The organism is Planomonospora parontospora (assembly GCA_014647935.1).
GTDB classification, from domain to species: domain Bacteria; phylum Actinomycetota; class Actinomycetes; order Streptosporangiales; family Streptosporangiaceae; genus Planomonospora; species Planomonospora parontospora.
In genome coordinates, this window is record BMQD01000004.1 from 343,706 (window position 1) to 363,727 (window position 20,022).

A 20,022-nucleotide genomic window follows, 5' to 3' on the forward strand; every position below is an offset into this window, starting at 1 on the left:
CCCTGCGACGACCGGTCTCACCTATTGGACTAGACCAATCGCGAGCCGCTCAGCCGGGCTGGGAGATCGACCCCAGGATCTCCGGATAGCGGGCGAAACCGAGGTTCCCGGCGATCCTGCGGCCCACCGCGGCGACCAGCACGCCGTACGGCACGGCGACCGCGCAGACCCAGGTGACGCCGAGCAGCACGGGCAGCGCGACGGGCAGCGCGAGCAGGGCGGTGCCGATCATCGTGGCGAACGACCCCGCGAAGGCGATGCCGCCCTGGCCCGGGGCCGCGCCGGTGAAGGCGTTGAGCCGCTCGGGCACCGTGTACGGCAGCAGCACGCTGCTCAGCGCGCCCACGCCCAGCCCCACCCCCAGCACGCCCCAGGCGGTGAGCACCGCGGGCACCGCCCAGACCGGGTCCCCGGCCAGGAAACCCGCGACCACGGCCAGCACGGCGAGCGCGGGGACCGCGATCACCGCCACGGCCAGGTGCCGCCCGGCCAGGTCGGTCCGCCAGTCCCGGGCCGTGCCGTACACCATGGAGTTCATCCACAGCGAGCGGCCGTCGATGCCGAAGGAGTTGCACGACTGCAGGCCGATCATCAGCGCGCCCAGGCAGGCGGGGCCGATGGCGAGCGCCGGGCCGGGGGTCGTGCCCTCACCCCCGTTGTTGAGGGAGAAGGCCATCACGCCGGTGACCGCGAGGGCGGCGAACCAGCCGACCCGGCCGCGGGGGTCGCGGCGGGCGTACCTGAGCTCCTTGGTGGCGACCGCGGCGAGCGGGCCGTCGGGCAGGAAGCGGGCCAGCAGGCCGCGGGAGTTGCGGACGGAGGCCCCCTCGGTGGAGGCGTCCGTGGTGACCATGGCCCGGCGCAGGGCGGCGATCCACAGGAAGCCGAGCCCGGCGGTCAGGAGGGCGAGGAAGGCGACCTCGGCCAGGGCCGCGGGCCCGCCGTCGGCGACGGCGTGCGCGGCCATGCCGGGCGGGGTCCAGCGCAGCACCGAGGCGATCCCGTGCAGCATCTCCCGCGGCTTGCCGGCGAAGCCCTGGTTGAGCAGGAGGTTGGGCAGCTGGGCGGCCAGGATGAAGAAGACCACCGAGACCGCGAGCACGTCCCGGCCGCGGCGGGTCCGCAGCACCCCGGAGAGCGAGGTGGTGACCAGCCGCGAGGTGACGATGCACAGGGCGAACTGGAGCAGCACGGCCAGCGTTCCGACCAGCACGCCTCCGGCGCCCGCCGCCAGGCCGGCGACCGCGCCGAACGTGGCGAACAGCGTGGCGGCGGGCCAGACGCCGGTGACCGAGGCGGTGAACATGCCGGCCGCGAGCCGGCCCGTGGTCAGCGGGAACAGCGCGAGGCGGGACGGGTCGAGCGTGTCGTCCAGGCCGAAGGCGAGCAGCGGGACGACCACCCAGCCGACCAGGAGCATGGTGAACAGCACGGTCACCGCGTCGGCGGCGATCTGCGGGGGCGCCGAGCGGAGCATGGCCATGGCGGAGAAGCCCAGGGCCGCGACGACGAGCGCGGCCAGCAGGGTGAAGACGAAACCGAGCAGCCGGGTGGTGTCGCCGCGCAGGTTCCCGGCGATCAACCGGAGCTTGAGGCGGGCGAACACCGCGGGCCCCACGGGGACGGCATCGCTCATGCCGAGGTCGCGCCCAGCCACGAGAGCCCCTCCTCTCCGCCGCCGTGCTCGGCGGGCGCGCCGACCAGGCTGAGGAACGCCTCGTTGAGGCTCCGCCCGCCGCGCACCTCGTCCAGCGGGCCCTGCGCGACGATCCGGCCGCGGCTCATCACCGAGACCCAGTCGCACAGCCGCTCGACCAGCTCCATGACGTGGCTGGAGAAGACGACGGTGGAACCGGAGGCGGTGTAGCGCCGCAGCACCTCGACCAGTGTGTTGGCGCTGACCGGGTCCACGCCCTCGAACGGCTCGTCGAGGAAGAGCACCCGGGGGTTGTGCAGCAGCGCGGCGGCCAGGCCGATCTTCTTGCGCATGCCGGTGGAGTAGTCGACGACGAGCTTGTCGGCCGACTCCGCCAGGTCCATGACGCGCAGCAGCTCCTCGGCGCGCCGCGCCACCTCGTCCTTGGGGATGCCCCGGAGCTGGCCGTTGTAGGACAGCAGCTCGCGGCCGGACAGCCGTTCGAACAGGCGCAGCCCCTCGGGCAGGACGCCGATGCGGGCCTTGACCGCCACCGGGTCGCGCCAGACGTCGGCGCCGCCGATCCACACGCCGCCGCCGTCCGGGCGGAGCAGGCCCGTGACCATGCTCAGCGTGGTGGTCTTGCCGGCGCCGTTGGGACCGACCAGCCCCGCGAAGCTGCCCTGCGGCACCACGAGGTCGACACCGCCCACGGCCACCTGCTGCCCGAATCTCTTCAGCAGCCCCTGCGTCCGTACCGCATCCGCAACGTCCACCATGGCCCCTAATTTGCCAAATTTACGGTTTACCCAGCCTATCCCTACGGCGTGCAACGAACGGGCGCCCCCGTTCGTTCTGGATGTCAGCGAGCGGTTACCCTGCTGCGCATGGACCTCCGGAGACGCGAGCATGGAGCCGCCGAATGACCGCCGAGCCGGTTTCCCCCGGGATCGACATCCACACCACGGCGGGCAAGATCGCCGACCTGGAGCGCCGCCTGGACGAGGCCGCCCACGCCGGTTCCGCCCGCGCGGTGGAGAAGCAGCACGCCAAGGGCAAGATGACCGCCCGCGAGCGGGTCACCGCGCTGCTCGACCCGGGCAGCTTCGTGGAGTTCGACGAGCTGGCCCGGCACCGGTCCACGAGCTTCGGCCTGGAACGCGAGCGGCCCTACGGCGACGGGGTGGTGACCGGCCACGGCACGGTGGACGGCCGCCCCGTCGCGGTCTTCGCCCAGGACTTCACCGTGTTCGGCGGGTCCCTGGGCGAGGTCTTCGGTGAGAAGATCGTCAAGGTCATGGACCACGCGCTCAAGACCGGCTGCCCGGTGATCGGCATCAACGACTCCGGCGGGGCCCGCATCCAGGAGGGCGTCGTCTCCCTCGGCCTCTACGCCGAGATCTTCAGGCGGAACGTGCACGCCTCCGGCGTGATCCCGCAGATCTCGCTGGTCATGGGCCCGTGCGCGGGCGGCGCGGTCTACTCCCCCGCCCTCACCGACTTCGTCCTGATGGTCGCGGAGAAGTCGCACATGTTCATCACCGGGCCGGACGTCATCAAGACGGTCACCGGCGAGGAGGTGACCTTCGAGGAGCTCGGCGGCGCGCACACGCACAACTCCCGCTCGGGCGTGGCGCACTACGAGGCCTCCGACGAGGCCGACTGCCTGGAGTTCGCCCGGGCGCTGCTGTCCTACCTGCCGTCCAACAACATGGACGAGGCCCCGGCCTTCGACGCCGACCCGGTCCTGGAGGTCACCGAGGCCGACCGCGGGCTCGACACGCTGATCCCGGACTCGGCCAACCAGCCGTACGACATGCACACGGTGATCGAGTCCGTGCTGGACGACGGCGAGTTCCTGGAGCTGCACGCCCAGTTCGCGCCCAACATCCTGGTCGGCTTCGGGCGGGTGGAGGGGCGCTCGGTGGGCGTCGTCGCCAACCAGCCGATGAGCTTCGCCGGCACGCTCGACATCGCGGCCTCGGAGAAGGCCGCGCGGTTCGTGCGCACCTGCGACGCCTTCAACCTCCCCGTGCTGACGTTCGTCGACGTTCCCGGCTTCCTGCCCGGCACCGACCAGGAGTGGAACGGCATCATCCGCCGCGGCGCCAAGCTGCTGTACGCCTACGCCGAGGCGACCGTGCCGCTGGTCACGGTGATCACCCGCAAGGCGTACGGCGGCGCCTACGACGTCATGGGCTCCAAGCACCTGGGCGCGGACGTCAACCTGGCCTGGCCGACCGCGCAGATCGCGGTGATGGGGGCGCAGGGCGCGGTCAACATCCTCTACCGGCGGGAGCTCGCCGCGGCCGCCGACCCGGACGCCGAGCGGGCGCGGCTGGTCACCGAATACGAGGACACGCTCGCCAACCCGTATCTCGCGGCCGAAAGAGGGTATGTGGACGCGGTGATCCGACCGTCCGACACCCGGGTGCAGATCGTCAGGGCGCTGCGCGCGCTGCGCAACAAGCGCGCGGTCCTGCCGCCGAAGAAGCATGGGAACATCCCGCTATGACCCACCTGAAGATCGTCCAGGGCGACGCGACGCCCGAGGAGGTCGCCGCGCTGGTCCTCGCCCTGACCTCGCGCAGCATTTCGCCCGAGAAAGTCACACGAAAATCAGAAAATTGGCGTAATCCCGCCCATCGAATGCGAAAGCCGCTTCCGGTCGGACAAGGCGCGTGGAGATCGAGCGGGCTGCCAAGATAGATCCCCGGAACAGGGTGTCAAGTCGCTTGAGAGTTGGGACCATCTAAGAAATGGGCGCATATAGTCAGCCGATCAGCTAGCCACGAGGCCTGGAGGACGACATGGCCATCCTTGACCTCACCGCTCACCCCGTCGCCGCGAAGTACGCCGTGCTGGTCGACGTGGGTTACCTGTACGCCGCGGCGGGCGAAGTGCTGCTGGGCGCCAAGGAGCGCAAGGAGTACAAGGTCGCCGCGGACGAGCTGATCCAGGCACTGCAGAAGCACGCCGAGGCGCGCATCCACGGCGAGCTGCTCCGGATCTACTGGTACGACGCCGCCCGCGATCGCGTGCCCACCGTCGACCAGCGCGTCATCGCCCAGCTCCCCTGGGTCAAGGTCCGCCTGGGCAACCTCAACGCCCGCGGCCAGCAGAAGGGCGTGGACGCGCAGATCAGGAGCGACCTGGAGGCGCTGGCCCGCCACCACGCGGTCAGCGACACGATCCTGCTCGCCGGGGACGAGGACATGGTCCCGGCGGTCGAAGCCGCCCAGGCCTACGGCGTGCGCATCCACCTGTGGGGCGTCGAGCCGCCGTACGGCACCAACCAGGCCGAGCGGCTCGTCTGGGAGGCCGACACCGTCGAGATCCTCAGCGCCGACTTCCTGCGCGACTTCTTCAGCCGCGCCCCCCAGCCCGTCCCGGTCCCACCGGCCGCCCCCTCCCCCGCGCAGGTCTTCGCCGGCCGCACCCCGGCCGCGATCAAACCGAAGATCCCGGCCGGTCAGGTCGCCAAACTCGGCCCCAGCCGCCCCCGCGTCGAGGAGGTCGGCGAGCACGTCGCCCAGAAGTGGATCCTCACCCGCGGCCGCGACAACATCCGCGACCTGCTCCCCGGCCCGATCCTGCCCACGGTCATCGACACCGAGCTGCTGATCGAGGCGGAGAAGGAGCTCGGCCACTCCCTGCGGCCGTTCCCCGAGGCCCGCGTCTGGCTCCGCGACGGCTTCTGGGCCCGCGTCTACCGCGAGTTCGACCTGGGGGTCGGCATCTCCTCCAAGTGATCGCGACGCGAACGGTTCCGGTCCGAGCGGGCACGGTCCGGGAGGTTGCGGTCCGGGAGGTTGCGGCCGGCGGTACGGGCACCCGCCGCCGGCGTTCCCGCCGCTGTCACGGTCGCGTCCGATTCCCGCCAGTCGTACGGCGTGCGCTGCGGATAGCGTCGTAGACGTGTCCGTGAGAGAGCTCGACTTCGATTCCTGTTACCGTGCCGTCGCCGCGCGGGACGCCCGGTTCGACGGGCGGTTCTACACGGCGGTCACCTCGACCCGGATCTACTGCCGCCCGATCTGCCCGGCCCGCACGCCCGCCTCCCGCAACGTGCGTTTCTACCGGCACGCCGCCTCCGCCGAGGCGGCCGGGTTCCGGCCCTGCCGGCGGTGCCGCCCGGAGCTCAGTCCCGGCGATCCCGGCTGGGACCACCGGGGCGACCTGATCGGCCGGGCGCTCCGGCTGATCGACGAGGGTGTGGCCGACGACGCCGGGGTGGCGGGGCTGGCCGGACGGCTGCACGTCACCGAACGGCACTTGCGCCGGCTGTTCACCGCCGAGCTGGGCACCGGCCCGCTGGCCGTGGCCAGGACCAAGCGCCTGCTGCTGGCCAAGCAGCTGCTGACCGAGACCGGCCTGCCGATCACCGACGTGGCGTTCGCCTCGGGATTCGGGAGCGTGCGGCAGTTCAACGCGACGATGAAGGAGACCTACGGCTTCACCCCCGGCGACCTGCGGGCCGCGGCCGGGCGGGCGGGTCGACCGGCCGGGATCGGCGTCCCCGTCGGTGAAGGCGGAACGGGCGCGGCGGGCGGCGGATCCCGGGCCGCCGCTCCCGTCGGCGGGTCCGGTGACGCGCTGACGCTCCGGCTGCACGTGCGGGAGCCGTACGACGCCGGGGCGCTGATGCGGTTCCTGGCCGGCCGGGCGATCCCGGGTTTGGAGCGGGTCGCCGGACCGGGCGGCGCGCACGGCCCCGGCGCTTCCGTCGCCTCCGGCCGGGAGGGCGACGCCGGACCGGGCGGGGCGGGCGGCTGGAGTTACACCCGCGCCGTCCCCGGAGGAGTGATCACCCTGACGCCCCTGCCCGGCCACGTGCGTCTCGACGCGCGTCTCGGCGACACCCGCCACCTGGCCCGCGTCGTCGCCCGCTGCCGCCGCCTCCTCGACCTCGACGCCGACCCCGGGGCCATCGCCTCCGCCCTCGGCGAGACCGCGCTGGGCCTGCTCGTCGAGGCCCGTCCCGGCCTGCGGGTGCCCGGCGCGTGGGACGGGTTCGAGGTCGCCGTCCGCGCGGTGGTCGGCCAGCAGATCTCCGTGGCCGGGGCACGCACCATCCTCGGCCGCATCGCGGCCCGGGCCGGGCGGCCCGCCGTACCCGGGATGGAGGGCGGGCCGCCCGGAGCGGACGCCCCGGAGGTCCACCGCCTGTTCCCCACCGCCGGGGAGCTCCTGGAGGCCGACCTGGACGGGCTCGGGCTGACCGGGCGGCGGATCGCCACGCTGCGGGCGCTCGCGGAGCGCGTCGCGGGCGGCGAGATCGACCTGGACGGCGCGCAGGAGCCCGGCGAGGCCGTGTCCGAGCTGCTCCGGGTGTCCGGGATCGGGCCCTGGACGGCCGGATACGTCGCGCTGCGGGCGCTGCGCGACCCCGACGCGTGGCCCGAGGGCGACCTGGGGTTGCGCCGGGCCATGGCGTGCCTGGGCATCCCCGACGACCACGTCGAGCGGTGGCGCCCCTGGCGGGCGTACGCCGCCCTCCACCTCTGGAGTTCCGAATGACCGCCTTTCCCACGACCGAGGAGCCACGATGATCCAGGCACAGATCCTGCCCACCCCGGCCGGACCGCTCTCGCTGCTCTCCCACGAGGGGGTGCTCGTCGCGGCGGGCTTCACCGCCGACCCGGACGAGATGCTCGCCCGGCTCTCACCCGCGCTCCGGGCCCTGGGCATGACCCGGGCCGACGACCTCGGCCACGCCGCGCAGGCCGTACGCGACTATCTGGACGGCGACCTGAAGGCGCTCGACGGCGTGGCGGTGAGCCAGCCCGGCACGCCCGGGCGGCAGCGGTTGCTCACGGCGCTGCGCGAGGTGCCGCCGGGTGCCACGGTCACCTACGCCGAGCTGGCCGAGCGCGCGGGCATGCCCCGGACGGCCGCCAGGGCGGCGGGCGGAGCCTGCGCGCAGAACCTGATCGCCCCGTTCGTGCCCTGCCACCGCGTCCTGCCGTCCACCGGCGGCTACGGCGGCTACTACTACGGCACGCCGGTCAAGCAGTGGCTGCTCGCCCACGAGGCCGGGACGCTCTGACCGGCCGCCGGGTCCTTCACCCGCGCTCTACACCTGCGTCCGCCCGACCAGCTCGCCGAGGGTCGCGACCCGCACTCCGCGTGCCTGCTCCGCCAGAGGACGGAGGTCCTTGCCGTCCCCGGTCAGGACGAGCGCGGAACCTTCGGCCTCCGCATACGCCACCACCAGCGCGTCGACGGCTGAGGGAAGCGCCTTACGGTCGGCGCGCACCATGGAGGCCAGCGCCTTCGTCCGCAGAGTCGCCGCTCTTCTGGCGAGTTCCATGGGGAGCTCGACCCGTGGATTACGCGCGGGCGGGAAACGGTTCACCTTCGCATCCCGCCCCGCGTTCCCGGTCAAGCACTCCACGAGCACCACCGAGGGGATGAGCGGCGGCCAGATCTCTCTGGCCCGGAGCCGGCGAAGCACCGCGATCGCATCGGGACTCTGATCCGAGAGGAAGGTGACGGCGCCGGAATCGAGGATCAACCGGCGCACGTCAACCGGCCAGCCGCTCGGCTCCGCCGGAACGGTCGATGCGGTCCATGAACTCCGCCGCGCGCGCCTCCGCCTCCGCCCACTCCTCGTCCGTCACACCGCGCTCGGACAACTCCGTCTCGACTTCGCCGAGGTAGTCGTCCATCTCACTGGCGAGGATCGCGTCCCGCACCGCCCGCTGGAAGATCTCGGACGCGTTGAGCTTGCGATGTCTCTTGAGCTGCGCGTCGAGCTCATCGTCGATGTAGACGTTTCTCCGTGCCATACACACAACTATACACATCCAGTATGTCCAGGTCGGCGGCTATGGATGACACTTCACGTCTCACTCACCGAAACAGGGGGCGTGCCCACGGGGCCGGGCGCGCGGCAGGCCGGCCGAGCGTCCCGGAGCGGCCTCAGGGTTCGACCAGGCCGGCCCGGATCGCGTACCTGGTCAGTTCCAGCCGGTCGCGCATGCCGAGTTTCTGCAGGATGTTCGCGCGGTGCCGGTCGACCGTCTTGACGCTGATGAACAGCGTCTCGGCGATCTCCTTGGAGGAGTTCCCCTCGGCGATCAGCTTGACGATCTCCTCCTCCCGCGGGGTCAGGATGCTCTCGGGCAGGCGCCCGCCCTGCCGGTCGCGCTGCAGGTACTCGCGGATGAGCGCGGTGACGGCGCCCGGATAGAGGAAGGGCTCGCCGCGCATGGCCGCCCGGCAGGCCTCCAGCAGGTCCCGGTCGGCGACCGACTTGAGCACGTAGCCCGAGGCCCCGGCCTTGAGCGACTCGAAGAAGTACTGCTCGTTGTCGTACATGGACAGCATCAGGATGCGGATGCCCGGAGCCCGCCGGGAGATCTCCCTGGCGGCCTGGATCCCGGTCATCCGGGGCATCGCGATGTCCAGGATCGCCAGGTCGACCTCCGCCTCCGAGGCGGCCTCGACCGCCTCGGCGCCGTCCGCGACCTCCGCGACGACCGTCAAGTCCGGCTCGGCGTCGAGGATCAGCCGCAGCCCGTGCCGGACCAGGGCGTGGTCGTCCGCCAGCAGGATCCGCGTCGGGGAAGGGTTCACCGGGTTCATCTCCGATCCGCCGCCACAGGCACGAAAGGGTTCACCGGGCTCATCCCCGGTCCGCCGTCGCGGGCACGGCCAGGCGCACCTCGGTGCCGCCCCCGGGGGCGGGGGCGAAAGTCAGGCGGGCGCCGATGAGGAGCGCGCGCTCCCGCATGCCGCGGATGCCCGCGCCCTCCCTGAGCTCCCCTCCCCGCCCGTCGTCCGTGATGCGCAGGACCACCGCGCCCTCCTCGGCGGTCAGCGAGAGCTCCGCCCGGGTGGCGCGGGCGTGCCTGGCCACGTTCGTCAGGCCCTCCTGCGCGATCCGGTAGAGGACGAGCTCGGCCGCGGGCCCGAGCTCGGGCAGGTCGGCGGCCAGCTTGCGGACCACCCGCACACCGCTGCCCTGGGAGAACTCCGCCGCCAGGCTGTTGAGCGCGCTGAGCAGCCCCAGGTCCTCCAGCACGCCGGGGCGGAGCCTGCGGGCCACCTGGCGCACCTCGTCCAGACTGGCACGGACCGTCTCCTGCACGGCGTGCAGCTCCTCCCGCAGCTCCTCCGGCGCGCGGTCCACTACCCGCTTCAGGCCGAGCAGCACCACGGTGAGGCTCTGGCCGATCTCGTCGTGCAGCTCCCGGGCGATGCGCTGCCGCTCGCCCTCCTGCGCGGCCAGCGCGTGCGCGCTGCTCGCGTTGCGCTCCGCCTCCAGCCGGTCGAGCATCGCGTTGAAGGCGTCGATCACGTACGTGAGGTCGCCGTTGCCGCTGTCGGTGAGCCGGTCGCTCGGCCTCAGCAGGTCCACCCGCTGCATGAGCGCGGTGAGCGCGCCGAGCGGGGCCAGGCTGGTGCGGAGCAGCAGCGCGTTGGCGGCGAGGATCAGCGCCAGCCCGACCGCCAGGACGGGCACCTCGGTGAGCAGGACCGGCGAGGAGACCGTGGCGGGCGAGAGCGCCAGGACGAGCGTGCCGACCGTGAACACCAGGCCGTTGATCGCGAACAGCCTGCGGAACAGCGCCTGCGCCGGTGTCCTCTGGGAATCGCCCATGTCTCCAACCTCATCGCGACCGGGCCCGTCTGTCCATGCGGGGCGCCCCCCACAGGGCCGTGCCTCCTCCCATTCCCACCTGGTCCCTCTACATGTCGTCCCCCACCGGAGATGGGTGTCGGCCCCGATGGTCCCGCGAGGGGGTCCGGCGCACAATTGAAACAGGGCGATTCGCGCAAAATGTCCAAAACAGGGCAGTCAGTTCAGGAGGGGGACGTCATGACCGTACTCGGAAACGGCCCGCAGGCGGGGCTCGCCGTCGAGGTGCTGCCCGCCTGGATCGTCGCGGGCACCGTGGCGCTGGGCGCGCTCGCGGTCCTCGCCTCCTGCTCGGTCCGCCTCGTCCACCCCGGCGAGCGCCTCGTCGTGTTCAGGCTCGGCCGCCCGGCCGGGGTACGGGGTCCGGGGGTCGTCCTCGTGCTGCCGCTCCTGGAGCGCGGCGTACGGGTCCCGCTCCGTCCGGTCCGCATCGACCTGCTCTGGCTGGAGGCCACCACCCGCGACGGCGTGGCCGTGACGGTCAACGGCGCCGTGCTCGCGGCGGTGCGCGACCCGGTCCGCCACTGCCTGGCCGGGGACTCTCCGCTCTCCGCGGTGACCGCCGCGGCGGAGGACGAGGTCCGCCGCCACGTCGCCGGGCGCGACCTGGCGGAGCTGTACGCACCGCCCGGCGGTGAACTGCGCGAACCGGCCTCCCGGATCACCGGCAGGACCCGGGAGCAGGGCGTCGAGGTCACCCGCGTCGAGCTCGGCCGGATCGAGGTCCCGCTCAGCACAGGTCTGATCCGCTGGGCAGAGGGCTTCAGCGCCCGCACGCGCCCGGCCGCCCGCAGTCGGCCGCCCATCGCCCGTACCCGCCCGGCCGCCCGCAGCCGGCCGGTCCGCACCCGGCAGGAGCGCTCCCGAGCGGACCGCGTCCTCCACCCGCGCCCCTGACCCGTCCTTCTCCACTCCGCCCACACGAACGGAGGCACAACGTGACTCCTCCGCTCCCCGAAGGGAGCGGCTTCTCGCTAAGCCGCTTGCGCAGCCTCACGAAGGGCAAGCCCTGCCCTCAAGATGTTGACCGCCGCGTTGACGTCGGCGTGCGCTTCACGCCCGCACGCCGTGCAAGCGAACGCGGCCTGGGTGAGGCGGTTCTCCTTCGCGCAGTGCCCGCAGCGCGAGCACGTGCGGGAGGTGTCGGCGGGGTTCCCCGCGATCAGCTCGCGACCGGCGCTTTCAGCCTTGTACGCGAGGACCGTCAGGAACACCCCCCAACCCGCGTCGAGAATCGAACGGTTGAGCCCGGACTTGGCCGCAACGCTGCGGCCGGGCCGCTCGATCGTGCCGGACGCGCTGCGGGTCATGTTCGCGACCTTCAACGCCTCGTGCACGATCACGTCGTAGGCGGCCACCAAAGCGTTCGCGGCCTTGTGGGCGTGGTCGAGACGCTGCCGCCGCACCGTGGCGTGCAGGGCCGCGACCCGGGCCACCGCTTTACGCCGCCGCGCGGAGCCGCGCTTCTTGCGGGCGAGGTCGCGCTGCGCCGCCGCCAGGCGGTCGGCGGTGGCGGCCAGGTGGCGCGGGTTGGCGATGTGCCCGCCGTCGGAGGTGGTCACCAGGGAGGCGACCCCCAGGTCGATCCCCGCGACCGCGCCCGTGGCGGGCAGCGGTTTGGCGGGCACGTCGTCGCACGACAGCACCACGTACCAGCGGGAACCCTCCCGCTGCACGCTGATCGTCTTGACCCGGCCCTTCACGGGCCGGTGCCGGTGCACCCGGACGTGCCCGACGCCCTGAATGCGCACGAACGTGGCGGTCGGGTGCTCGGGCTGGGAGTCCCACCGGCAGCCGTCGCCGTCCTTGGGCCAGGTGACGGTGCCGAACCGGCCGCGGCCCTTGAACCGAGGGAAGCCCGGCGTGCGCCCGGCCTTGACGCGCTCAAAGAACGCGCGAAACGCCTTGTCGAGCCGACGCAGGGTGGCCTGCTGGGAAGAGAACGACCAGCGGCCCTGCCCGCCGGGGTCATCGGCGCGGATGTGCTTCAGCTCGCCCGACTGGTCGCCGTACCGAATCGTCACGTCGGCCTTGCGATAGGCGGTGCGGCGGTGTTCCAGGGCGGCGTTGTAGAGCTGCCGGTGGTCCTCCAGGCACGCGGTGAGCGCGGCGGCCTGCTTGGCGGTGGGGCGCAGCAGGAACTTGAACGACCTGCGCACACCCACCTCCCTTCACGTTCGGTAACGGTAACACCACGATATCGGTTAGCACCGGCAAAACCAGGAAGGACATTCATGATGCGCGGACCTGACAGGTCAGGGCACGCTCGGGCCTTGCCGGCCCTCCCGCTCCCGATTCCCCCGTCGCCTGAAGGCGACGGTACCCTCCGGAGGATCTGATGGACATCACCCACACCACCGTCCCGGGCACCGGAACCGTGCACCACTTCGAGACCAGGAACGGACAGCGGTTCTGCGTGCTGGTGGACGAGAACGACCGCCTCTCCCTGATGATCTACGGCCCCGACGACCCCGACCTCGCGGTGGAGTGCGTCGTCATGGAGCGCGACGAGGCCGCCCAGGTCGCGGAGATCCTCCAGCCCCGGCCCATCGCCGACCGGATCGCCGACCTCGAACACCGCGTCGCCGCACTCACCGGAGGGCCGTCGTGACGAGAACGGGCAGGGAGGGCGTGCCTTTCCCGAGGACCCGGGAGAGGCACTTCCGGATCCCGGCGGCGCACGCCCCCGACACGAAACGCCACTGCCCGGAATCGGGCCGCACCCGGAGAGCCCGGAGGGACGGTGTCATGCAGGCACGCGATATCGCCGTGAAACTGCCCACGGTGACGGTCCAGGACCCGGTCACCAGAGCGGTGCGGGTGATGACACTGGCCCGCCTGCCGGGACTGATCGTCGTCGACGACGACTCGCGGCCCCGCATGGTGCTGCCCGGCACCCAGGTGCTCCGGATGACGGTCCCCGGCGCCTACCAGGAGGACCCGGCGCTCGCCCGGACCGTCGACGAGGCCCGTGCCGACCTGTTCTGGCAGGAGCAGGGCGATCTGACGGTGGGCGACTGCCTGCCGCGCCAGCCCGTCAAGCCCGCCACGGTGGCCCTCGACGCGACGCTGCTGGAGGTGGCGGCCCTCATGGCGCGGCTGCGCAGCCCGCTGGTGGCGGTGGTCGACCACGCGGGGGTCCTGTTCGGCACGATCACCCTGGACCGCCTGCTCACCAGCCTGGCCCTGGCCGGCCCGGACGACTGACCCCGCCGGGGCGCCCCCGGACCGTCCCGCACGGAGCACCCGGACGACCTTCCCGGCCGGAACCTCACCGACCGTCCCGCGCGGACCGCCCCGGGCGGTCTGCCCGGCCGGAGTCTCGCGGAGCGCCCCGGCCGGTCCTTTCCCGCCCGCCGTACACCACCGCGGTCCTTTCCCGCCCGCCGTACACCACCGCGGTCCTCACCCGCCCGCCGTACACCACCGCGGTCCTCACCCGCCCGCCGTACACCACCCCGATCCTGTTCCGCGCGCCGTACACCACCGCGGTCCTCACCCGCCCGCCGTACACCACCCCGATCCTGTTCCGCGCGCCCGGGATCCCGCACGTCCCGCGGGACCCCTCACACGCACACGCCGTTCGGAGGCTTTCCCATGCACGACTTCCGGCGACGCCCTCTGGGCATGCCCCGGCTCTCGACACCGTCCCGCCGGACCCGGCCCACCGTCCCGGCCGTGACCCGGACCGGACCGCCGGGGCGTGACCGATGAGCGCCCTCGCCGCGCTCGCCGTCTTCGTGGTGGCGTTCTTCTACATCGCCACGGAGAAGGCGGACAAGGTCAAGGTGGTGCTCATCGCCGCCGGGGTCATGGCGGTGCTCGGGCTGATCCCCGGCTCGGAGGTGTTCTTCTCCGAGCACGAGGGCGTCGACTGGAACGTGATCTTCCTGCTGCTGGGCATGATGATCATCGTGGGGATCCTCAAGCAGACGGGGGTCTTCGACTACCTCGCCATCTGGGCCGCCAAGAGGTCCCAGGGCAGGCCGTACCGGCTGATGGTGATGCTGATGATCATCACTGCCGTCGCCTCCCCGTTCCTGGACAACGTCACCACGGTCATGCTCGTCGCCCCGGTCACCGTCGTCGTGTGCAACCGGCTGGGCGTCCCGGCCCAGCCCTACCTCATCGCCGAGATCCTCGCCTCCAACATCGGCGGCGCGGCCACGCTCATCGGCGACCCGCCCAACATCATCATCGGCAGCCGGGCCGGGCTGACGTTCAACGACTTCCTCGTCCACATGGCGCCGATCGTCGTGGTGACCTTCACCGGGTTCGTGCTGCTGACCCGCGTGCTGTTCAGGAAGTCGTTCCGCTACAACCCCGACCGCGTGGCCGCCGTCATGGCGCTCCAGGAACGGCGCGCCATCACCGACCCGCGCCTGCTCACGCGCTGCCTGGTCGTGCTCGGTCTCGTCATCGTCGGCTTCGGGCTGCACTCCGTCCTGCACGTCGAACCGTCGATCGTCGCACTGGTCGGCGCCGGGGTGATGGTCCTGGTGTCGGGCACCGACGTCTCGGAGACCCTCCGCGAGGTCGAGTGGCCGACCCTGGTGTTCTTCACCGGCCTGTTCGTCATGGTCGCCGGGCTGGTGCACACCGGTGTCATCTCCACAGTGGGCGGCTGGGCGATCGACGTGGTGGGCGACGACTTCTTCGGCGCGGCGACCGCGCTGCTGTTCGGCTCCGCCGCGCTGGGCGCCTTCTTCGACAACATCCCCTACGTCGCCACCATGGCGCCCGTCGTCGAGGGGCTCGTGGCCCAGGCGCCCGACCCGGCCACCGGGCAGGCGCTGTGGTGGGCCTTCGCGCTGGGCGCCGACTTCGGCGGCAACGGCACCGCGGTGGCCGCCAGCGCCAACGTCGTCGTCATCGGCATCGCCGCCCGCTCCGGCCACCCCATCTCCTTCTGGCAGTTCACCAGATACGGCATCCTCGTCACGGCCCTGAGCTCGGTGGTGGCCTGGGTCTACGTCTGGCTCCGCTACTTCGCCTGAGCCGGCCGGGACACCGCCGGGACACCCCGGGCGCTCAGCCGCCCCGGACGACGCTCTGCACCTCGCCCACCGGGACGTCGCGGGTGGCGCCCACCTGGACGGGGTCGTAGGGGTCGAACGCGAACGGCGCCACACCGCTCTGGTCCTGCCCCTGGGCCGTCACCTCCCACACCGAGGTCACCGTCAGCTCGTAGACCCCGCGCGGTTGATCGACCGAGGCCCGCAGGTAGCGGACACCGCAGGTGAACTCCTGGCCCCTGGCGTACGGCCTGCCGCGTGCGCCGCAGTCCTTCCGCACCTCGGCCCGGTCGGCGGTCGTACCGGGATCGATCTCGATGTCGTCGAGCGTGGCGGTCACGGTCGCGCTCATGACGCCCGGGAGCGTGGCCGTCACCGACCGCGTGGTCGCCCCCGCCCCGTCCAGCCAGACCCAGGTCGGCAGGTTGACGTAGCTTCTGACGTCCGGGTTCAGCCTGATCCTGGGCTCGGGCACGGTCAGCGCGGCGCGGGCGATGTCGGCGAGCTCGGCCATGGTGATCCCGCCGGGCGGGGGCGGGGAGCCCTCCGGCACCCACACGTAGGAGTCGAGTCCCTGCGCGCACGCCAGCCCCGCGGGGTCGCCCTCGTTGTGGGCCGGCAGCCACCAGCGGCCCTTCTCGCCGGCCTTCTCCTTGAACTGCTCGACGAACTTCTGCTGCGCCTTCGCGTTCTCCCGGTCGCGCGTCCACCACGCCTTGCCCCGCTGCTGCTGCGCCAGCATGTCGAGGCCGTCCAGGGACGGCTCGTACCAGCACGGGCGCTTGAGGCGGTAGCCGTCACCCTTCCCGGCCCCGGCGCCGTTCCCGCTGATGACGATCCGGGAGTTCTTCAGCCAGACACCGGCCTTCCTGCCGTCCTGGGTCACCCCGCCCGACGGCGGGTCGTCCGCCGCCGCGCGGGCCGCCGTGCCCTGGGCGGCGTGTGCCGCCCCCACCGTCGCCAGGACCAGCAGGATCGCGCCGGCGGCTCTTCTCACGGTCATCGCAGACACCTCTTCGCGTCCTCGCTGGGGTACAGGGCGTGGTTGAAGGACTGGATGCGCAGGACGCCGCCGTCCTCACGCAGGTCGGCGGCGTGCAGGAAGGGCTCGGCCATCCACGCGTCCCGCGGCGTGACCTCCCTGCCCGTGCGCGTGTCGACCGTCCGCGTGCCGGCCATGTCCACACACGCGCTGAGCCGTACGCCGCCCTGCGCGAGCGGCTCGGTCACGAACCCGTACAACCGGACCGTCCCGTGCAGCGCGTGGTGGTCGCGCCAGTAGGAGGCCACCCAGTCGTAGTCCTGGCGCACCGCCTCCTCGCCGAGCAGGTCGAGGTAGGCGGTCTCGCTCCCGGTCGGGTCCCGGTCGCCGAGGGAGACGATCCGCAGGGACCCGGCGTAGTAGGCGCGGAAGGCCGCGACCGCCCCGTCGGTGACCGCGTCGGCCGCGACCGGCGGCTCGACCACCAGCCGCATGTCCGGCCCGGCCTGCACCGTCTCGGCCCGCGGGCTCCGCCCGGCGCGCGGTGTGCCGTCCGCTCCCGGCGATGGGGCGGAGGGTCCGGACGCCGCAGCCGTACCCGCCGCTCCGTCCACCGGGACGAACGGCTCCGCGGCCGACGGGGCGCACCCCGCGAGCGCGAGCGGCACCAGCACGGCCGCCACGGCCAGGATCCCGCGCCGCACGGCCGAGAACCCGCCCGGAACCGCCGCGAGCCCGTGCCGGACCGCTCCCGGCGTTCCCCGCGGCCCTTTCCGCGGAATCTTCCGCGGACTCTCCGCCGAGGTGTCCATCCCTGCCTCCGTCCCGGTCCGCCCGCCGCTCATGCCGACGGCGCCGAGCTCATCCGCCACGCGGGCAGCAGCTCGTCGATGAGGGCCTCGGTCTCCGGGGCCATCCCGCCCCCGTAGGGGTGCGACTCGGCCCGCCGGTGCAGGGCCTCGGCCACGGCCCGCAGGCGGGCGGGGTCCCCGGTCCGGTGGGTCGCCCGGAGCAGGTCCCGCCAGAGCCCCTCGTCGTCGGCGGCCAGCAGCAGCCCGGCCCGCACCGCGGCCACCGCCCGGCCGGGTTCGCCGGCGGCCAGCCACACCTCGCACGACCGGTGCGCCGCGTCGGCCACGCCCGCCGCCACGTCGTACTCCAGGTCGTCGGCGGCCAGCCACGCGTAGCGGCCGCGCGGGCGGCCGCTCAGCAGCGGGCCGCGCACCAGGCCGAGCGCCTGCTCCAGCAGTACGGCACGCGCCGCGGCGTCCGCGTGGGACCGGCGGACCAGCTCCCGGAAGAGCATCCAGTCGGTGCGCACCTCCGGACCGAGGCGCAGCCGCCCGGACTCGTCGGCGTACAGGTTGGGCCTGCCCTCGGAGTCGGCGCCCAGCCAGGCGACGACGCGGGCGATGGTGGCGTCCCTGACCACGGCCTGCACGCCGCGCGGCCACAGCACCCCGCCGAGCACGACCGGGTGCACGCCGCTCGGATGGGTCGCCAGGTAGACGACCATCTCGACGGCGAGCCCGGCCCGGCCCTCCTCCATCGGCGGCGGGCCCGCGATCTCGATCGGACCGAGGATCCGCACCTCCACCGACGGATTCGGGGTGACGGGCCCGGCCTCGTCGTCCACGGGCTCGCCCTCCAGCCGCCGGGCGGTCGAGAACAGCTCGACCAGGGCCCGGTACTGGCGGCGGGGCAGCAGCTGCGCGGCCACCTCGAAGCCGAGCGCGTCCACCCGGAGCCGGCCGTCCCCGTCGATCTCCCAGTTCCACGTGGCGTGCGGGACGTTCCCGGCGATGACGTACCCGGCGGCCGTCCGGGCGCCCGTGCGGGCCAGCACCGCCAGCCTGCGGGCCTCCTCGGCGCTCGGCGGGACCGCCGAGAGCAGGTAGTGCGGCGACCAGACGGGGTCGCCGGCCCGGCCGTGGATCCGCCCGGTGAGCACCTCGGCGCCGTGCCCCCGGTCGGCCGCCGCCCGGGCCTCGGCCTCCAGCTCGGGCAGGACCTCCTCCAGGCCGCTCGCGCACCTGATCCGCTCTGGCGCGATCACGGTCAGCTCCTCGCCGAAGCCGACGAGCGTGACGCGCATCCGGTCCGACCAGCGGTTGGTGGCCAACTCCACGGCGAGCGCGGCCAGGGCCGCGGTGGTCTGCGCGCCTTTGACGGCGATCAGGCCGTGGGCGGCCTCCAGGTCGACGAGCACCCGGCCCTCGCCGTCCCCGCCCAGGGAGACCAGTCCGGGGTAGGGCGCGGGCGCGCCGGCCAGCGCCGCCTCGTCCAGCATCCGGCCCTCGTGAGCGGGGAGCCGCCAGACCTGGCCCCCGTCGTGGGCGGCCCACGGCGCGGGGGCGTCCGGGTTCGGGGGATGGATCCACAGGTCGAGGTGGCGCGGGGACAGGTGCGCGGCGTAGACGGTGGGGGGGACCCGCCCGGCCGCCGCCAGGGACCGGCCGAGCAGCCGCAGCCCGATGTCCAGCATCCGGCTCCCGGGGGCGTCCGCGCCGAGCCTCAGCGCGAGCTCGGCCTGGGCCGCGTCCTCCCGGGGGCGGACGATCCGGCGTCCGAACGCCCGGTGCCAGAGCTGCTCCCTGCGCCTGCGCCCGAGCGCCGCCAGCAGGCCGGCCGCGGCCAGCGAGGCCCCGGCCAGGTAGTCGAGCATTCCCAGGCCGGAATCGCCGGACTCGCCGGAGCCGGGGTCCGCCGAGCCCGCGGAAGCCGGACCCGCTGACCCCGGGGAACCCGTGGAGTCCCCGGCCCCCGGGGAGCCCTCCGCCTCCGGAGCGGCGGGGGCCCGGTCGGCCTCCGCGGGCGGATCGGCCCGCTCAGGGACCGGGTCGGGCCGTACGGCCGGCCGCTCCCGCGACTCGGCGGGAGCCTCCGCGGGGAGGTCGGCCCCGCCCGGGACGACGTACCGGGTCCGGCCGTCGAGCTCGGCGGGCCTGCCCGGGTGGTCGTCGAGGGTGGCGGGCCGGGGCTGGGCGGCCGGCACGATGTGGACGTTGCGCGCGTCGTCCGGCATGTCGAGCACCCAGCCGGGCCTGATCAGGTCCGCGATGCGCAACCGGCTCCCGTCGGGCTGCTCCTTGTGCTGGTTGAGCCGGTAGACCTCCGGGTAGCGGCGCCCGTCCCCGAGGCACTTCTCCGCGATCTCCCACAGGCTCTCGTGGTGCCGCCCGTGCGGCGGCTGGACGACGTAGACCTTCTTGGCCTTGCCCACCGGTACCAGCGGCGCCCGCTCCGCGGTGGCCGGCGCGGCCAGCGGGGACGTCCCGGCCGCGACGGCGGCCGGGCGGTCGGCGGGCGGACCGGCCGGCCGCAGGAGCGGGACCGCCACCGCCGAGACCGTGAACAGCAGCAGGACCGCCGAGACCAACCGGTTGGCCAGCGCCTGCGTGCCCCCGGCCAGCGGGACCCGGGCGGGCATGCCGACCCGGCGGATCCCGGCGTACAGCTCGACGAGCACGCACACGACCAGCTGCAGCCAGGCGAGCCAGACCAGCAGCACCAGGATCGCCACGATCGTGCCGGTGCCGACCCGGCTGGTCAGCAGGTCGAGGTCGAGCAGCTCAGGGGTGAGCGGCGGCCCGGCGAGCCGGAGCAGCGCGTACGGGACGCCGCCGAGCAGCGCGACCAGCACCGCCAGCGCGCCGAGCCCGGCGAGCAGGTCGCCGGTCGTGCGCCTCGGCCTGATGCGCATGGGCTGTCGCGTCGGCATGCGTCTTCCTCCGTGTCCAGA

At 73.3% G+C, this 20,022-nt stretch carries 19 protein-coding genes; 9 read left to right on the forward strand and 10 right to left on the reverse strand.

The genetic code is table 11. The features are described from left to right. Window positions 1-49: 49 nt before the first annotated feature. Both IEZ07_RS09050 and IEZ07_RS09055 read right to left on the reverse strand, forming a co-directional pair. A complete protein-coding gene (locus tag IEZ07_RS09050; RefSeq protein WP_191894310.1) occupies window positions 50-1,657 on the reverse strand; it encodes a hypothetical protein in 1,608 nt (535 codons plus the stop codon). Further along, a complete protein-coding gene (locus IEZ07_RS09055) occupies window positions 1,633-2,415 on the reverse strand; it encodes an ABC transporter ATP-binding protein (RefSeq protein ID WP_191894311.1) in 783 nt (260 codons plus the stop codon). The genes IEZ07_RS09050 and IEZ07_RS09055 overlap by 25 nt, the downstream gene beginning before the upstream one ends. A gap of 143 nt (window positions 2,416-2,558) precedes the next feature. Between IEZ07_RS09055 and IEZ07_RS09060 the strand changes: the two genes are divergently transcribed. From IEZ07_RS09060 to IEZ07_RS09080, 5 genes are all read left to right on the forward strand, one after another. Continuing rightward, complete coding sequence (locus IEZ07_RS09060; protein WP_191894312.1) at window positions 2,559-4,151, forward strand: acyl-CoA carboxylase subunit beta; 1,593 nt, start codon at window positions 2,559-2,561, stop codon at window positions 4,149-4,151. Further along, window positions 4,148-4,345, forward strand: a complete 198-nt coding sequence (locus IEZ07_RS09065; protein WP_191894313.1) for an acyl-CoA carboxylase subunit epsilon — start codon at window positions 4,148-4,150, stop codon at window positions 4,343-4,345. The genes IEZ07_RS09060 and IEZ07_RS09065 overlap by 4 nt, the downstream gene beginning before the upstream one ends. A 101-nt stretch (window positions 4,346-4,446) precedes the next feature. Further along, on the forward strand, window positions 4,447-5,388 hold the full coding sequence (locus IEZ07_RS09070; protein WP_068894511.1) for an NYN domain-containing protein: 942 nt from the start codon (window positions 4,447-4,449) through the stop codon (window positions 5,386-5,388). Between the two features lie 166 nt (window positions 5,389-5,554). Then, window positions 5,555-7,156 carry a DNA-3-methyladenine glycosylase 2 family protein gene (locus IEZ07_RS09075; RefSeq protein WP_191894314.1) on the forward strand — a complete coding sequence of 534 codons (1,602 nt, stop codon included), beginning with the start codon at window positions 5,555-5,557 and terminating at the stop codon, window positions 7,154-7,156. 28 nt (window positions 7,157-7,184) lie between these two features. Next, the gene (locus IEZ07_RS09080; RefSeq protein ID WP_191894315.1) at window positions 7,185-7,685 is read left to right on the forward strand and encodes a methylated-DNA--[protein]-cysteine S-methyltransferase; all 501 of its coding nucleotides are present in this window, start codon (window positions 7,185-7,187) and stop codon (window positions 7,683-7,685) included. A 27-nt stretch (window positions 7,686-7,712) separates the two neighbouring features. Here IEZ07_RS09080 and IEZ07_RS09085 read toward each other — a convergent pair whose 3' ends face one another. The 4 genes from IEZ07_RS09085 to IEZ07_RS09100 all read right to left on the reverse strand — a co-directional run bounded on the left by IEZ07_RS09085 (window position 7,713) and on the right by IEZ07_RS09100 (window position 10,244). Further along, window positions 7,713-7,994, reverse strand: a complete 282-nt coding sequence (locus IEZ07_RS09085; protein ID WP_191894316.1) for a hypothetical protein — start codon at window positions 7,992-7,994, stop codon at window positions 7,713-7,715. Window positions 7,995-8,163: 169 nt separating this feature from the next. Beyond that, on the reverse strand, window positions 8,164-8,427 hold the full coding sequence (locus IEZ07_RS09090; protein ID WP_191894317.1) for a hypothetical protein: 264 nt from the start codon (window positions 8,425-8,427) through the stop codon (window positions 8,164-8,166). Window positions 8,428-8,560: 133 nt separating this feature from the next. Next, a complete protein-coding gene (locus IEZ07_RS09095) occupies window positions 8,561-9,217 on the reverse strand; it encodes a response regulator (RefSeq protein ID WP_229798949.1) in 657 nt (218 codons plus the stop codon). Between the two features lie 49 nt (window positions 9,218-9,266). After that, complete coding sequence (locus IEZ07_RS09100; protein ID WP_191894318.1) at window positions 9,267-10,244, reverse strand: HAMP domain-containing sensor histidine kinase; 978 nt, start codon at window positions 10,242-10,244, stop codon at window positions 9,267-9,269. Between the two features lie 219 nt (window positions 10,245-10,463). On the opposite strand from IEZ07_RS09100, the gene IEZ07_RS09105 reads away from it, so the two are divergent. Further along, a complete protein-coding gene (locus IEZ07_RS09105) occupies window positions 10,464-11,180 on the forward strand; it encodes an SPFH domain-containing protein (RefSeq protein WP_191894319.1) in 717 nt (238 codons plus the stop codon). A gap of 77 nt (window positions 11,181-11,257) precedes the next feature. Here the strand turns inward: IEZ07_RS09105 and IEZ07_RS09110 are convergent, their stop codons facing one another. Beyond that, window positions 11,258-12,442, reverse strand: coding sequence for an RNA-guided endonuclease InsQ/TnpB family protein (locus tag IEZ07_RS09110; protein ID WP_191894320.1), 1,185 nt, complete (start codon window positions 12,440-12,442; stop codon window positions 11,258-11,260). A gap of 179 nt (window positions 12,443-12,621) precedes the next feature. Between IEZ07_RS09110 and IEZ07_RS09115 the strand changes: the two genes are divergently transcribed. From IEZ07_RS09115 to IEZ07_RS09125, 3 genes are all read left to right on the forward strand, one after another. Then, window positions 12,622-12,894: a cation:proton antiporter regulatory subunit gene (locus tag IEZ07_RS09115; RefSeq protein WP_068894505.1), complete on the forward strand. Its 273-nt coding sequence runs from the start codon at window positions 12,622-12,624 to the stop codon at window positions 12,892-12,894. A 137-nt stretch (window positions 12,895-13,031) separates the two neighbouring features. Further along, window positions 13,032-13,490 carry a CBS domain-containing protein gene (locus tag IEZ07_RS09120; protein WP_068894504.1) on the forward strand — a complete coding sequence of 153 codons (459 nt, stop codon included), beginning with the start codon at window positions 13,032-13,034 and terminating at the stop codon, window positions 13,488-13,490. A gap of 503 nt (window positions 13,491-13,993) precedes the next feature. Beyond that, the gene (locus tag IEZ07_RS09125; protein ID WP_191894321.1) at window positions 13,994-15,280 is read left to right on the forward strand and encodes an ArsB/NhaD family transporter; all 1,287 of its coding nucleotides are present in this window, start codon (window positions 13,994-13,996) and stop codon (window positions 15,278-15,280) included. A gap of 34 nt (window positions 15,281-15,314) precedes the next feature. Here IEZ07_RS09125 and IEZ07_RS09130 read toward each other — a convergent pair whose 3' ends face one another. The 3 genes from IEZ07_RS09130 to IEZ07_RS09140 form a co-directional block, all read right to left on the reverse strand. Then, a complete protein-coding gene (locus tag IEZ07_RS09130; RefSeq protein ID WP_191894322.1) occupies window positions 15,315-16,301 on the reverse strand; it encodes a hypothetical protein in 987 nt (328 codons plus the stop codon). Then, on the reverse strand, window positions 16,298-16,984 hold the full coding sequence (locus tag IEZ07_RS09135; protein ID WP_191894323.1) for a hypothetical protein: 687 nt from the start codon (window positions 16,982-16,984) through the stop codon (window positions 16,298-16,300). Before IEZ07_RS09135 ends, IEZ07_RS09130 begins: the two co-directional genes overlap by 4 nt. A gap of 137 nt (window positions 16,985-17,121) precedes the next feature. Continuing rightward, window positions 17,122-20,001 (reverse strand): hypothetical protein, encoded by a 2,880-nt coding sequence (locus IEZ07_RS09140; RefSeq protein ID WP_191894324.1) that lies wholly within the window; start codon window positions 19,999-20,001, stop codon window positions 17,122-17,124. Window positions 20,002-20,022: the final 21 nt, after the last annotated feature.